This is a genomic window from Amycolatopsis sp. NPDC104819, from assembly GCF_055583145.1.
Genome location: NZ_JBVJON010000013.1, coordinates 217526 through 230772 on the forward strand (window position 1 = coordinate 217526; position 13247 = coordinate 230772).

Genomic DNA, 13247 nt, shown 5'->3' on the forward strand with positions numbered 1-13247 from the left:
GATCGTCGGGATGTCGGTGCTGCTGCCCGGCGCCCCGGACCTGGCGGCCTACTGGCGCAACCTCGTCGGCGGCGTCGACGCGATCACCGAGGTGCCGGCGGGCAAGTGGGACGGCGCGCACTACGCGCCGGACGCCGACCCGCGGGCCGACCGGCTCTACTGCCGCCGCGGCGGGTTCGTGGACGAACTGGCCGAAGTGGACGTCACCGGGTTCGGGATCATGCCGAACTCCGTGCCCGCCACCGAACCCGACCAGCTGATCGCGCTGCGCGTCGCCGCCCAGGCCGTCGCGGACGCGGGCGGTCCCGACCGGCTGCCCGCGGACCGTGCGAAGGTCGGGGTCGTGCTCGGCCGCGGCGGGTACCTGACCCCCGGGCTGGTGCGCCTCGACCAGCGCGTCCGCACCGCGAGCCAGCTCGTCCGCACGCTCGGCGAGCTGCTGCCCGACCTCGACCCGGCCCGGCTCGACGCGGTCCGCGAGGCCTTCACCGACCAGCTCGGGCCCGAGGCGCCGGAGTCGGCGATCGGGCTGGTGCCCAACCTGGCCGCGTCGCGGCTGGCCAACCGGCTCGACCTGCGCGGCCCGGCGTACACAGTGGACGCCGCCTGCGCGTCCTCGCTGATCGCCGTCGACCACGCCGTGCGGGAGCTGGCCACCGGTCGCTGCGACGTGGTGCTCGCGGGCGGGGTGCACCACTGCCACGACATCACGTTCTGGAGCGTGTTCACCCAGCTCGGCGCGCTCTCGCCGTCCGAGCGCATCCGGCCTTTCCACCGCGACGCCGACGGCGTGCTGATCGGGGAAGGCACCGGCGTGGTCGTCCTCAAGCGGCTGGCCGACGCCGAACGGGACGGCGACCGCGTCTACGCCGTGATCACCGGCACCGGCGTCGCCTCCGACGGCCGGACCGCGAGCCTGGCCAACCCGGACTCCGGCGGCCAGGTCCGCGCGGTGCGCCAGGCGTGGGCGTCGGCGAACCTCGACCCGGCCGCGCCGGACTCGCTGGGCCTGCTGGAGGCGCACGGCACGGCGACCCCGGCGGGCGACGCGGCCGAGCTCGCGACCCTGGCGGAGGTCTTCGGCACCGCCGGCACCGCCGTCCTCGGCTCGGTGAAGTCGATGATCGGCCACACGATGCCCGCGGCCGGGATCGCCGGGCTGGTCAAGGCGGCGCTGGCCGTGCACCACGGTGTCCTGCTGCCCACGTTGCACTGCGACGACCCGCACCCCGCGCTCGCGAAGACCCGGTTCTCCCCAGTGGACGAAGCCCAGCCGTGGGACGCGGCGGTGCGCCGCGCCGGGGTCAACGCGTTCGGCTTCGGCGGGATCAACGCCCACGTCGTGCTGGAGCAGGCGCCGGACCGCCCGGCCCCGGCCGTGGTCGTCCAGGAGCCGGAACGGGTGCTGCGGCTCGCCGCGCGCTCGGTCGAGGGCCTGCGTGACCTGCTCGACCGGCCCGCCCCGCGCACGACCGGCGACGGCCCGGTCCGCCTCGGGGTGGTCGACCCGACCGAGAAACGGCTCGCGCTCGCCCGCAAGGCCGTCGCCCGCGGCCGGGCCTGGCGCGGCCGCAACGACGTCTGGTTCGCCGACCGCCCGCTGCTCGGGCCGGGCGGCGGGAAGCTCGCCTTTGTGTTCCCCGGCCTGGAGTCCGAGCTGACGCTCAACTGCGGAGACATCGCGAGCCACTTCGGGCTTCCCTGGCAGCACGCCGACGTCGAGGTCGGGGACGTCGGCCGACAGGGCGCCGCGGTGTTCGAGCTGGGCCGGCTGCTGCACACCGCGCTCGGCCGGCTGGGTGTCGAACCGGACGCCGTCGCCGGGCACAGCCTGGGCGAGTGGACGGCGATGGCCGCCGCCGGCGTGTATGCCGGTGCGGAGGTCGACACGTTCCTCGCCGGGTTCGACCCCGACAGCCTCGTGGTCCCCGGTCTCGCCTTCGCCGCGGTCGGCGCCCCCGCGCCCCGGGTCCTCGAAGAGCTGGCCGGACGCGCGGATGTGGTGCTCTCGCACGACAACTCGCCCCACCAGGCCATGGTCTGCGGTCCGGCGGCGGCGGTCGAGGAGCTTGTCACGCGCTTCCGGGACGCGGGGATCGTCGCGCAGGTGCTGCCGTTCCGGTCCGGGTTCCACACCCCGATGCTGCGGCCGTACCTGGACCCGATCCGCGAGGCGGCCGCCCGCTTCACCCTGCACCCGTCGGTCCGGCCGCTCTGGTCGGCGACCACGGTGTCGGAGTACCCGGCCGCCGAGGCCGACGTCCGCGAGCTGTTCGTGCGGCACCTGCTGGAGCCGGTGCGGTTCCGGCCGCTGGTCCGGGCGTTGCACACCGCCGGGTTCCGGGCGTTCGTCCAGGTCGGCGCCGGGCAGCTCGGCTCCCTGGTCGGCGACACGCTCCACGGCGAGGACCACCTCGTCGTCGCGGCCCACTCGGCGCAGCGCCCCGGCCTCGCGCAGCTGCGTCGGGTCGCGACCGCGTTGTGGGCCGACGGCCTCGACATCGACTTCACCCGCCTGCCCGGGGAAGGCCGCGCGACCGCGCACAAGGCTGTCAAGCTCGACCTGGGCGGCCGGCTGATCTCCCTGGACGGCACCGTGCGCGCGCGGCTGGCCCTGCCGGCCGCCGGAAAGTCCACAGTGGACGACCTGGCCGGGCGAGGCCCGCTGGCCCGGGAGCTCGCCGCGCTGCTGAACGACACCGCCGAGCTGGCCTCGACGGTGCTCGCCGGCCGGCCCGGGCTTTCCCGTGAAAGCTCGGGCCGGAGCTTTCACGTGAAAGCTCCGGTCAGGCTCGACGCGACCCTCGACGTTTCGGTCGAGAGCATGCCGTACCTGCTCGACCACTGCTTCTTCAAGCAGCCGCCGCAGGCCGACCCGGGTGACCGCTGGCCGGTGGTGCCGGCCACCACCGTGATCGACCACCTCATGGGCTTCGCCGAACAGGCCGCGCCTGGCCGGCGCGCGGTCGCCGTGCACGACGTCCGGCTGACCCAGTGGATCACCGCGGTTCCCGCCGTCAGCGTGCCGGTACGGGTCGAGCCGCAGGGCGCCGACCGGGTGCTCGCCGCACTCGACGGCTACTCGCAGGCCGTCGTGGAGCTGGCCCCGGCGTATCCGGCCGACGCGCCCGCGCCGTGGCGGTTCCCGGCGTCGGCGGAGCAGGTCCCGGAGACGACCGCGGCCGAGCTGTACGCCGACCGCTGGATGTTCCACGGCCCGCGCTTCCGGGGGGTCACCGAGCTGACCGCCGTCGGCGAACACCATGTGCGCGCGGTCCTGACGACCCCCGCCGCGCCCGGCGCGTTGCTCGACAACGTCGGCCAGGTGCTCGGCTTCTGGATCATGTCCCGGCTGCCGGAGCGCACGACCGTCTTCCCGGTCGGCATGCGCGAGATCCGCTTCCACGGCCCGCACCCGGCGCCGGGGGAGCGGCTGGAATGCCTGGTCAAGATCACCGGCCTGACCGAGGAGTTCCTCGACGCCGACATGCAGCTCGTCCACCAGGGACAGGTCTGGGCCACCTTCACCGGCTGGCGCGACCGGCGCTTCGACAGCACCCGCGAGATCCGCCAGGCCGACCGGACCCCCGAGCGCTCGACGCTGTCGAAGCAGCAGCCGGGCGGCTGGGCGCTGGTGCACGAGGGCTGGCCGGACCTGGCCACCCGCGAGCTGATCATGCGCAACTACCTGGCCGGCGCCGAGCGCGACGCCTACACCGCGCGCCCGCCCCGGGGCCGCCGGCAGTGGCTGCTCGGCCGGATCGCGGCCAAGGACGCCGTCCGACAGTTCCTCTGGGCCCGCGGTGAGCCCGAGATGTTCCCGGCCGAGCTGCGCATCGGCAACGACGACGCGGGCCGTCCACACGCGACCGGCGCCTACGGCCGCGAGCTGCCCGAGCTGACGATTTCGGTGGCGCACAAGGCGGAAACCGGGGTGGCGATCGCCCGGTTCGGCCCGTGCGGCATCGACGTCGAAGAGGTCGTGCCGCGCACCGGGTCCACTGTGGACGCCGCGCTCGGCGCGGGGGAGCAGGAGCTGTTCGCGAGCCTGCCCGGGGACCCGGAACGCTGGTTCGCCCGGTTCTGGACCGCCAAGGAAGCCGTCGCGAAGCTGCTCGGCACCGGCCTGCGCGGTGAGCCCCGCGACTTCGAGGTCGTCGCGGCCACGGTGGACGAGCTCACCGTCCGCGCCGCCGGGCGCACCCACCGGGTCTGCTGTGCCGACCTCGAGAACCCGCCCGGCGCGCCGCCGCGCCAGTACGTCGTCGCCTGGACCGAAGAGCCGAAGGAGACCGGGGAATGAGCGTCGAGACCACCACCGGCCACGAAACGACCGCCGAGGCGTCCGTGCTGGCCCAGCTGAGCGGGATGCTGCGCGAGCTGCTCGAGGAGTACGGCCTCGACGACACGGAGATCACGATGGACACCACCTTCCACGACGACCTCGAGCTGGAGAGCGTCGACCTGGTGGCGCTGTCCGGGCAGCTGCGCGAGCACTACGGCGACCGGGTCAACTTCGCGACGTTCATCGCCGAACGCGACCTCGACGAGATCATCGCCCTGACCGTCGGCGAGCTCGTCCGGTACACCGTCGCCTCGCTGCGGGCGACGGCGTGAGCCGGATCCGCGCGGGCGAGCTGGACGTCCACGTCCAGCGGCTGACCCCGGACGTGCCGCTCGACGGCGACGCGCCGGTCGTCGTGTGTGTGCACGGCCTGCTCACCGACAGCCTGGCCAGCTACTACTTCACCCTCGGCCCGGCCTTCGCCGAGCGTGGGCTCGACGTGCTGATGTACGACCTGCGCGGGCACGGCCGCACGACGCGGCCGGAGTCCGGTTACCACCTCGAGCGGTTCGTCGACGACCTCGTCGCGGTCCTCGACGCCTGCGAGGTCACCCGGCCGGTGCACGTCGTCGGCAACTCGTTCGGCGCGTCGGTGGCCTTCGGGCTGGCCGCGGCCCGCCCCGACCGGGTCGCGAGCGTCGTCGTGATCGAAGGCGAGCCGCCGACGGCGGAGTGGACGGGCCACATGGCCGACGGCCTCGCCGACGCGAAGACCCGGCTGGCCATCGACGAGGTGATCGGCTGGATCGCGGACAACCACGGCGCGCACACCGCCCGGCTGTCGAAGGCGGCGAACCGGATCCTGCAGACCACGACGATCGCCGAGGACGTCCCGCGCAGCGCGACCATCGCCGCGGACCTCTCGGCGGTCCGCTGCCCGGTGTTCGCGATCTTCGGCGGTGACTCCGGCCTCGCCGCGCAGGTGCCGCACTTCGAGACGCACCTGGACCGCTGCCGCTGCGTCGTGCTGCCCGACCAGGGGCACTCGGTGCTGGTCGAACGGACCGCCGAGACGATCGAGCTGATCTTCGAGTGGGTCCGGGACACCTCGCGCGCGCCGGCCCGGGTGCGGTAGTGGCCCGGTTCCTATTCGTCGTCCCGCCGCTGGTCGGGCACGTGAACCCGGCCGTCGGCGTGGCGGGCGAGCTCACCGCGCGCGGGCACGAGGTCGCCTGGGCCGGGCACGACGAGCTGCTGTGGCAGCTGGCCGGTCCCGACGCGCTCGTCTTTTCCTGCGCTCTGCCCGGGGACGCGCCTTCGCGCCCGGCGGAGCTCAAGGGTCCGGCCGCGCTCCGGTTCCTCTGGGAGGACTTCCTCGTCCCCCTGGCCGACTCGATGGCGCCCGGCGTGGCCGCGGCGATCGACGCGTTCGCCCCGCACGTGGTGGTCGCCGACCAGCAGGCGCTGGCCGGCGGGCTGCTGGCCGAGGCGCGCGGCCTGCCGTGGGTCACCTCGGCGACGACGTCGGCCGAGCTGCTCGACCCGCTCGCCGGCATGCCGAAGGTCGCCGAATGGGTCGGCTCGCTGCTCGACGGGCTGCGGGCGCGCGTCGCGGGCGGCCGAGGTTCGGCCGACCCGCGGTTCTCGCCGCACGGCGTCCTGGCGTTCACCACCCGCGAGCTGCTCGGCGCGGCGCCGCCGCCCGGGGTCCGGCTGGTCGGGCCCGCGCTCGGCGCGCGTCCGTCCACAACGGACTTCCCGTGGGACTGGCTCGACCCGCTCCGGCCGGCCGTGCTGGTGTCCCTCGGCACGGCGAACACCTCGGCGGGGACGCGGTTCCTGACGGCGGCGACGGAGGCGTTCGCCGGGCTGCCCGCCCGCGCCGTGCTCGTCGACCCGGGCGAGGCGCTGGGGCCGGTGCCGCCGAACGTCCTGGTGCGCCCGCGCGTCCCGCAGCTGGCCCTGCTGCCGCGGGTGGACGCGGTGCTCTGCCACGCGGGGCACAACACGGTGTGCGAGACGCTGTGGCACGGCCTGCCGCTGGTGGTCGCCCCGATCCGCGACGACCAGCCGATCGTGGCGGCCCAGGTGGTCGCGGCGGGCGCGGGAGTGCGGTTGCGCTTCGGCCGCGCCGACGCCGCCAAGATCGCCGAAGCCGTGTCGGAAGTCCTGACCGAGCCTTCGTACCGGCGGGCCGCCGAAACGGTGGCCGCGTCGTTCCGCGCGGCGGGCGGAAGCGGGGCGGCCGCGGGCCATCTGGAGCAGCTCGCGCTGGAAAGCCTGGCGCACCTGAGCCCCGGAAAGTCGTGATTTACTTCGAAAAATCACGTGGTTACGGTCGAAGCCATGACTGTTTCCGTCTGCGTTCCCGAAGACGTCCCCGAACTCGTCAAGTCGGCCGCCGGGCTGTTCGCCGAAGACGCCGGGCGCCACGACCCGCGCATGGACCTCGGCTGGCCCGGCCGTGAGGGCGCCGCCTACTACGCGGAGCTGGTCGGCGATCCGGACTGCCTCTGCCTGCTGGCCGGCGACGGGCACCTGATCGGCAGGCTGCGGCCCCCGAACGCCCTGCGGCCGGGCGCGGTGACCGCGGTGCTGGAGAGCCTGCGCGTCGGCCCGGCGCACCGCCGGTCGGGGGTCGGCGCCGAGCTGGTCGCGGCGTTTTTCGCGTGGGCGCGGGAAAAGGGCGCGAACGAATCGATCGTGCAGGCCTACGCCGGCAATGAGGCGGCGCTGGCGTTCTACCGCGCGCAGGGGTTCGAGCCGTTCGAGCTGACCCTGCGTCACCGGAACGAGTGGCTATCCACAGTGGACCGTTCGCACTAGCCTCGGAGGCCGAGCCAGGAGGTGCGGATGACGGCCACCGCGGAGGTCGCCCACGAGCCGGGACCCGCGCAGCTGAGCCGGGGGCGGGTCAACGCCGTCTTCGGGGCCGTGCTGCTCGGCATGCTGCTGGCCGCGCTGGACCAGACCATCGTCGGGACCGCGCTGCCCACCATCGTCGGTGACCTCGGCGGGGCCGGGCACCTCTCGTGGGTGGTCACGTCCTACCTGCTCGCCGAGACGATCATGACCGTCGTCGTCGGCAAGCTCGGCGACCTGTTCGGCCGCAAGCTGATGTTCCAGATCTCGGTCGTCGTGTTCGGCGTCGGCTCCTTCTGCGCCGGGTTCGCCGACAGCATGGTCTGGCTGATCGTCTGGCGCGCGGTGCAGGGCCTGGGCGGCGGCGGGCTGATGGTCACCTCGACCGCGCTGATCGCCGACGTCGTCCCGCTGCGCGAGCGCGGCAAGTACCAGGGTGTGCTCGGCTCGGTGTTCGGCGTGGTGACCGTGGCCGGGCCGATGCTCGGCGGCTTCTTCGTCGACCACCTGTCGTGGCGCTGGGCGTTCTACGTCAACATCCCGCTGGTCATCGTGGTGCTGGTGGTGGCGTCCTCGGCGATGCCGAACGCGCGCGCCGCGGTCAAGCCGGTCATCGACTACCTCGGCATCCTGCTGATCGGCCTGGCCGCGACCGGGCTCACGCTGGTGACGAGCTGGGGCGGCACGCAGTACGCGTGGGGCTCGCCGACGATCATCGGGATGGCGATCGGCTCGGTCGTGCTGCTCGCGGCGTTCGTCTTCGTGGAGCTGAGAGCCGCGGAGCCGATGCTGCCGATGCGGCTGTTCCGGAATCCGGTGTTCACCGTCGGCGGGATCATGAGCTTCGTCGTCGGCTTCGCGATGCTCGGCGCGCTTTCCTACCTGCCGACGTACATGCAGTACGTCCAGGGCACCTCGGCGACGACGTCCGGGGTGCGGCTGCTGCCGATGGTGCTGGCGCTGCTGGTCGCGTCGATCGCCGCGGGCAATGCCGTGAGCAAGACCGGGCGGTACAAGATCTTCCCGCTGGTCGGCGCCGCGGGCATGACGATCGGGCTCTACCTGCTGTCCCGGCTGGACGCCGACACCGGGTTCTGGGAGGCCTCGGCCTACATGGCCGTGCTGGGCCTGGGCATCGGGCTCGGCATGCAGGTGCTGACCATCGCCGTGCAGAACACCGTCGACTACGCCGACCTCGGCGTCGCGACCTCGGGAGTGACGTTCCTGCGCTCGATCGGCAGCTCGTTCGGCGCGGCCATCTTCGGCACGGTGTACGCGAACCAGCTCGCGCCCAACCTGGCCAAGGCCGCCGCCGAACACCCGTTGCCGCCTGGGGTCGACCCGCGGGCGCTCCAGGTGCCGACGGCGCTGCACGCGTTGCCGGACTCGGTGTCCGCACCGGTCATCCAGGCCTACAGCGACTCCCTGCACGTGGTGTTCCTCGCCGCGGCGCCGGTCGGGCTGGTCGCGTTCGCGCTGGCGTTCTTTCTCAAGGAGGTTCCGCTGCGCGACACCGCCCGCGCGGCCGCGCCGGACCTTGGTGACGGCTTCGCGATGCCGGAGGCCCGCACGGACGACCGTGAGCTCGAACGCGCCGTCGCCACGCTGTTCTTCCGCGAGCGCCGCAAGGTGGCCCCGGCGATCGTCGAACGCGCCGGCGGCGACCTCGACGAAGGTGGCATCTGGTGCCTGCTGCAGGTCCACCTGCGGGAACGCCGCGGCGAACCGTCGACGCTGAAGGCGATCGGGGAGTACTTCAGCGTTCCCGCGCAGGTGCTGGAACCGGCGTTCAACCGCCTGGAGCTGACCGGGCACCTGCGCTACGCCGGCGGCCAGTGGGAGCTGACCGAGCCGGGCCGGGCCGAGTTCGCCAAGGTGGTGCGGGCCTGGCACGACTGGCTGGCCGAGCGCCTCGGCGACTGGGGCACGGCCGACCGCGCCGAGCTGGACGCGGCGATCGGCCGGGTGGCCAACCGGCTGCTGGACCAGAGCGCGGAGTCCCGCGCCCACGGCCGCCACGCCCTGGCCTGACCCCATCCGAGTGACACTTTGCGCGGCAAAGCGGAGCTTTCCCCGAGAAAGATGCGCCCGGGCGGCCCTGAGACGCATCTTTCTCGGCGAAAGTGACGCTCAGCGGCGCCAGAAGTCGTGCGGGGTGTGGCCGGGGCGGAAACCGGCGGACTCGACCAGGGCGGCCGCCGCCGCGAAGCCGTGGCCGACCAGGCCCGGCTCGTGGGCGTCGCTGCCGAAGCTGACCGCGTCGCCGCCGTCCTCGAACCACCACCGGACCACCTCGCCCGGCAGCGGCACCTTCGTGTTGACCTCCAGCGCGCGTCCGCTCGAAGCCAGCGCCCGCAGCACCGTGCGGAACTCCTCCTCGAAGTCCGCCACGACGAACGGCGGGCCCTCGGCCGGCCACGACCTCAGCGCGTAGTCGATGTGCGCGAGCACCGCGAAGCCGGCGGTCGACTCGACCAGCCCGAGCACCTCGGCCAGGTAGGCGCGCAGCAGTTCGCCGGGTGGCCGGTCGGTGATCAGCGTCAGCTCGTGGTGGTGCTCGCCGCCGGGCAGGGAGTGCACCGAGCCGAGAACGCGGTCGAAGCCGTGGGCGGCGAGCAGCGCGTCGGCGCGGGCGCGGTGCCAATGCGGCTCGCTCAGCTCCACTCCGGACAGGATCCGCAGGTCCGGGAACCGGTCCCGGCACTGCTCGACCCCCGCCAGGTACCCCTCGACGTCGAGGTCGGGCGGCTCCAGGACGCCGTCCGGGCGCAGCCGCACCCGGAAGTGGTCCGGCAGCAGCGGCCGGACCGGCTCCGGGACCAGCCACGGCGTGAGGTCCGCGTGCTCGGTGAACGCCACCGACGGCAGCCCCAGCTCGAGCGCCCGCTCGCACGAGCCGAGCATCGACCCGGTCACCGTGTCCCAGGACCATTCGGTGTGGACGTGGCCGTCCGGCGGGAGGCTCATGATCCCCACGGTAGCCGCGGTTTCGGGCTACTGTCGGTCCATGGCGCAGAAGTCGGCGGCGGTGGAGCTCGAGGTCGGGCCGCACACCGTCCGGATCTCCAACCCGGACCGGGTGTACTTCCCGGCCCGCGGCGAGACGAAGCTCGACCTGGTCAACTACTACCTCTCGGTCGGCGACGGCATCGTCAACGCGCTGCGCGAGCGGCCGTGCATGCTGCACCGCTTCCCCTCCGGCGTGGCGGGGGAGAAAGTCCACCAGAAGCGCGTCCCGAACGGCGCGCCGCCGTGGCTGGAAACCGTCCGGGTCACCTTCCCGCGGTACAACCGGCACGCCGACGAGCTGTGCGTCACCGAGCTGGCGCACGTCGCGTGGGCGGTGCAGATGTCCACTGTGGAGTTCCACCCGTGGAACTCTCGCCGCGCGGACACCGAGAAGCCCGACGAGTGGCGCATCGACCTCGACCCGATGCCCGACTGCGGCTACGACCGCGTCCGCCGGGTCGCGCACGTCGCGCACGAGATCCTCGACGAGCTCGGCGCGGTCGGCTGGCCCAAGACCTCGGGCGGGCGCGGGCTGCACATCTACGTCCGGATCGAACCCCACTGGGGCTTCAAGGAGGTCCGGCGTGCGGCCCTGGCCTTCGCGCACGAGGTCGAACGCCGTGCCCCGGACGACGTCACGACGACCTGGTGGCGCAAGGACCGCGACCCCCGGCTGCTTTTTGTCGACTACAACCAGAACGCGCGTGACCACACGATCGCGAGCGCCTACTCGGTGCGCGGGAACCCGGAAGGCACGGTGTCGACGCCGATCCGCTGGGAGGAGATCGACGACGCCGAGCCGGGCGATTTCACCATCGCGACCGTCCCGGCCCGCTTCGCCGAGCTGGGCGACCTCCACGCGGGCATCGACAAGGCCATCTTCTCGCTGGAACCCCTGCTGGAATGGGCCGACCGTGACGGCGTCGAAGAGCCGCCCGAGTCCGACTGACGTATTTTCCGCGGCCGGACTGCCTGCTGCTGTCCACTGTGCTCGGCAGTTCGGGGGTGGGGCTGCTCTGCCGTGTGCGCCGACCCCGCGCTCGGCTTCGACGAGGTTGCCCGGTCGCCGCCACGGATCCCGGGGGAGCCGTGGCGGCGCCGCGGGCCTACCTGGCGCGTCAGTCCAGGCGTTCGATGATCGTCGCGTTGGCGAGGCCGCCCGCCTCGCACATCGTCTGCAGGCCGTAGCGGCCGCCGGTCTGCTCCAGCACCGACAGCAGCGTGGTCGCCAGGCGCGCGCCGCTGCCGCCGAGCGGGTGGCCGATCGCGATCGCGCCGCCGTTGACGTTGACCTTCGCGAGGTCGGCGCCGATCTCGGCCTGCCAGGCGAGCACCACGCTGGCGAACGCCTCGTTGACCTCGAAGGCGTCGATGTCCCCGACCGAAAGCCCGGCGCGGGCGAGCACCTTGCGGGTCGCGGGGATGACACCGGTCAGCATGTACAGCGGGTCGTCGCCGACCACGGCGAAGCTGTGGATCCGGGCGCGCGGCCGCAGTCCGAGCGCCTTCGCCGTCTCTGAGCTGGTGATCATCAACGCCGCGGCGCCGTCGTTGATCGGGGACGAGTTCCCGGCCGTGACGTGCCAGCCGAGGTCGGGGAACCGCTGCGCCCAGACGTCGGCGCGGAACGCGGCCTTGAGCCCGGCGAGGATCTCCGGTGTGGTGCCCGGGCGGATCGTCTCGTCCGTGGTGACGTCGACGAGCGCGCCGTCGGGTCCGGGCGCCTTGAGCGGCGCGACCTCGCCGGCGAACTTCCCGTCCGCCCACGCCGTCGCGGCGCGCTGGTGGCTTTCGGCGGAGAACGCGTCGAGCTGCGCGCGGCTGAAGCCCCACTTGGCGGCGATCAGCTCGGCGCTGATGCCCTGCGGGACGAGCCCGTCCGGGTAACGCGCGGCGACCTGCGGGCCGAACGGGTCCCGCCCGGCCACCTGGCTGCCCATCGGCACCCGGCTCATCGACTCGACCCCGGAGGCGATCACGAAGTCGTAGGCGCCGGCGATGACGCCCTGGGCGGCGAAGTGGACCGCCTGCTGGCTGCTGCCGCATTGGCGGTCAACGGTCACCGCGGGCACCGACTCCGGCAGCCCGGCGGCGAGCGCGGCCCAGCGCGCGGTGTTCATGCTCTGCTCGCCGATCTGCCCGACCGCGCCGCTGATCACGTCGTCGATCCGGGCCGGGTCGACGCCGGTGCGTTCGACCAGCGAGCGCAGGGCGTGGGCGTGCAGGTCGACCGGGTGCACCCCGGCGAGCTTCCCGTTCGGCTTGCCCTTGCCGATGGGGGTCCGTACCGCGTCGACGATCACCGCGTCCGTCATGGCGTCTGCCTCCTCGCAGATCGGGGGATGCCTTCGGTATACGCCGGGTGAGTTGGATTCCACAACTCAGCTGTTCGGCACGTCACACGCGGTTGACGTGCTAGGTTGGATTTTCAACCTGTGGGAGGTGGCATGGCCCGGCGTGGTCGTGAGTGCTCGGTCGCCGAGGCTCTCGAAGTGGTCGGCGAGCGGTGGAGCCTGCTCGCCCTGCGCGAGATCATGCTGGGGGAGCGGCGGTTCAACCAGATCGCCGAGAACACCGGGGCCAGCCGCGACATCCTGGCCGCGCGGCTGCGCAAGCTCGTCGACGCCGGCGTGCTCGAGAAGGTCCGGTACGAAGACCACCCGCCGCGCTTCGAGTACTACCCGACCGAGGCCGGCCGCGCGCTGCAGCCGATCCTGCTCGGCCTGATGGCCTGGGGGGACAAGTACGTCCACCAGGGTGAGCCGCCCACGCTGTGGCGGCACGCGTGCGGCGAGGTGCTGGAGCCCGCCACGGTCTGCGCCCACTGCGGCGAGCCGGTCAACACTCCGGGCACCCACGCGATCCGGCTGGGCGCCGTCCACTCCTGACTCACCTCGGCAAAGGCCTCCTCGCATCCCCGCGAGGAGGCCTTTTCGACGTTTGGGCGTTGACTTGAGACCCCGGTCACTGTAAGTCTTGAACGAATCAGTGCAAGAACCTGACAACAGCGCGAGAAATTGCGGCAGTCGTCAGGAAGATCCCGCCCAGCTCCTCGACGAAGAGGTGCCCATGACGGCTGTCCCGTGCTGCC

Annotated in this window: 10 protein-coding genes; 8 read left to right on the forward strand and 2 right to left on the reverse strand. The window is 73.1% G+C overall.

The features are described from left to right. Positions 1-10: 10 nt before the first annotated feature. The 6 genes from ACZ63E_RS35420 to ACZ63E_RS35445 are packed head-to-tail and all read left to right on the forward strand — an operon-like array spanning position 11 to position 9178. The gene (locus tag ACZ63E_RS35420; RefSeq protein ID WP_465340672.1) at positions 11-4303 is read left to right on the forward strand and encodes a beta-ketoacyl synthase N-terminal-like domain-containing protein; all 4293 of its coding nucleotides are present in this window, start codon (positions 11-13) and stop codon (positions 4301-4303) included. Continuing rightward, positions 4300-4617, forward strand: coding sequence for an acyl carrier protein (locus tag ACZ63E_RS35425; RefSeq protein ID WP_465340595.1), 318 nt, complete (start codon positions 4300-4302; stop codon positions 4615-4617). The genes ACZ63E_RS35420 and ACZ63E_RS35425 overlap by 4 nt, the downstream gene beginning before the upstream one ends. Then, positions 4614-5420 carry an alpha/beta fold hydrolase gene (locus ACZ63E_RS35430; protein ID WP_465340596.1) on the forward strand — a complete coding sequence of 269 codons (807 nt, stop codon included), beginning with the start codon at positions 4614-4616 and terminating at the stop codon, positions 5418-5420. Before ACZ63E_RS35425 ends, ACZ63E_RS35430 begins: the two co-directional genes overlap by 4 nt. Continuing rightward, entirely contained in the window at positions 5420-6595 is a 1176-nt protein-coding gene (locus ACZ63E_RS35435; RefSeq protein ID WP_465340597.1) for a glycosyltransferase, read from the forward strand. Before ACZ63E_RS35430 ends, ACZ63E_RS35435 begins: the two co-directional genes overlap by 1 nt. Before the next feature lie 36 nt (positions 6596-6631). Continuing rightward, the gene (locus ACZ63E_RS35440; protein WP_465340598.1) at positions 6632-7111 is read left to right on the forward strand and encodes a GNAT family N-acetyltransferase; all 480 of its coding nucleotides are present in this window, start codon (positions 6632-6634) and stop codon (positions 7109-7111) included. Positions 7112-7132: 21 nt separating this feature from the next. After that, a complete protein-coding gene (locus tag ACZ63E_RS35445) occupies positions 7133-9178 on the forward strand; it encodes a DHA2 family efflux MFS transporter permease subunit (protein WP_465340599.1) in 2046 nt (681 codons plus the stop codon). A gap of 99 nt (positions 9179-9277) precedes the next feature. On the opposite strand, the gene ACZ63E_RS35450 is transcribed toward ACZ63E_RS35445, so the two are convergent. Next, positions 9278-10114, reverse strand: a complete 837-nt coding sequence (locus tag ACZ63E_RS35450; protein ID WP_465340601.1) for a PHP domain-containing protein — start codon at positions 10112-10114, stop codon at positions 9278-9280. A gap of 40 nt (positions 10115-10154) precedes the next feature. On the opposite strand from ACZ63E_RS35450, the gene ligD reads away from it, so the two are divergent. Beyond that, the gene (gene ligD, locus ACZ63E_RS35455; protein ID WP_465340602.1) at positions 10155-11105 is read left to right on the forward strand and encodes a non-homologous end-joining DNA ligase; all 951 of its coding nucleotides are present in this window, start codon (positions 10155-10157) and stop codon (positions 11103-11105) included. Positions 11106-11274: 169 nt separating this feature from the next. Here ligD and ACZ63E_RS35460 read toward each other — a convergent pair whose 3' ends face one another. Continuing rightward, entirely contained in the window at positions 11275-12471 is a 1197-nt protein-coding gene (locus ACZ63E_RS35460) for a thiolase family protein (protein WP_465340603.1), read from the reverse strand. A gap of 132 nt (positions 12472-12603) precedes the next feature. Between ACZ63E_RS35460 and ACZ63E_RS35465 the strand changes: the two genes are divergently transcribed. Further along, entirely contained in the window at positions 12604-13044 is a 441-nt protein-coding gene (locus ACZ63E_RS35465) for a winged helix-turn-helix transcriptional regulator (RefSeq protein WP_465340604.1), read from the forward strand. The last annotated feature ends 203 nt before the right edge of the window (positions 13045-13247 follow it).

Excerpts from the sequence above, each read along its gene's own strand:
- ACZ63E_RS35420 (WP_465340672.1), top strand. The coding sequence starts at position 11 with ATGTCGGTGCTGCTGCCCGGCGCCCCGGACCTGGCGGCCTACTGGCGC.
- ACZ63E_RS35425 (WP_465340595.1), top strand. The coding sequence starts at position 4,300 with ATGAGCGTCGAGACCACCACCGGCCACGAAACGACCGCCGAGGCGTCC.
- ACZ63E_RS35440 (WP_465340598.1), top strand. The coding sequence starts at position 6,632 with ATGACTGTTTCCGTCTGCGTTCCCGAAGACGTCCCCGAACTCGTCAAG.
- ACZ63E_RS35450 (WP_465340601.1), bottom strand. The coding sequence starts at position 10,114 with ATGAGCCTCCCGCCGGACGGCCACGTCCACACCGAATGGTCCTGGGAC.
- ligD (WP_465340602.1), top strand. The coding sequence starts at position 10,155 with ATGGCGCAGAAGTCGGCGGCGGTGGAGCTCGAGGTCGGGCCGCACACC.
- ACZ63E_RS35460 (WP_465340603.1), bottom strand. The coding sequence starts at position 12,471 with ATGACGGACGCGGTGATCGTCGACGCGGTACGGACCCCCATCGGCAAG.
- ACZ63E_RS35465 (WP_465340604.1), top strand. The coding sequence starts at position 12,604 with ATGGCCCGGCGTGGTCGTGAGTGCTCGGTCGCCGAGGCTCTCGAAGTG.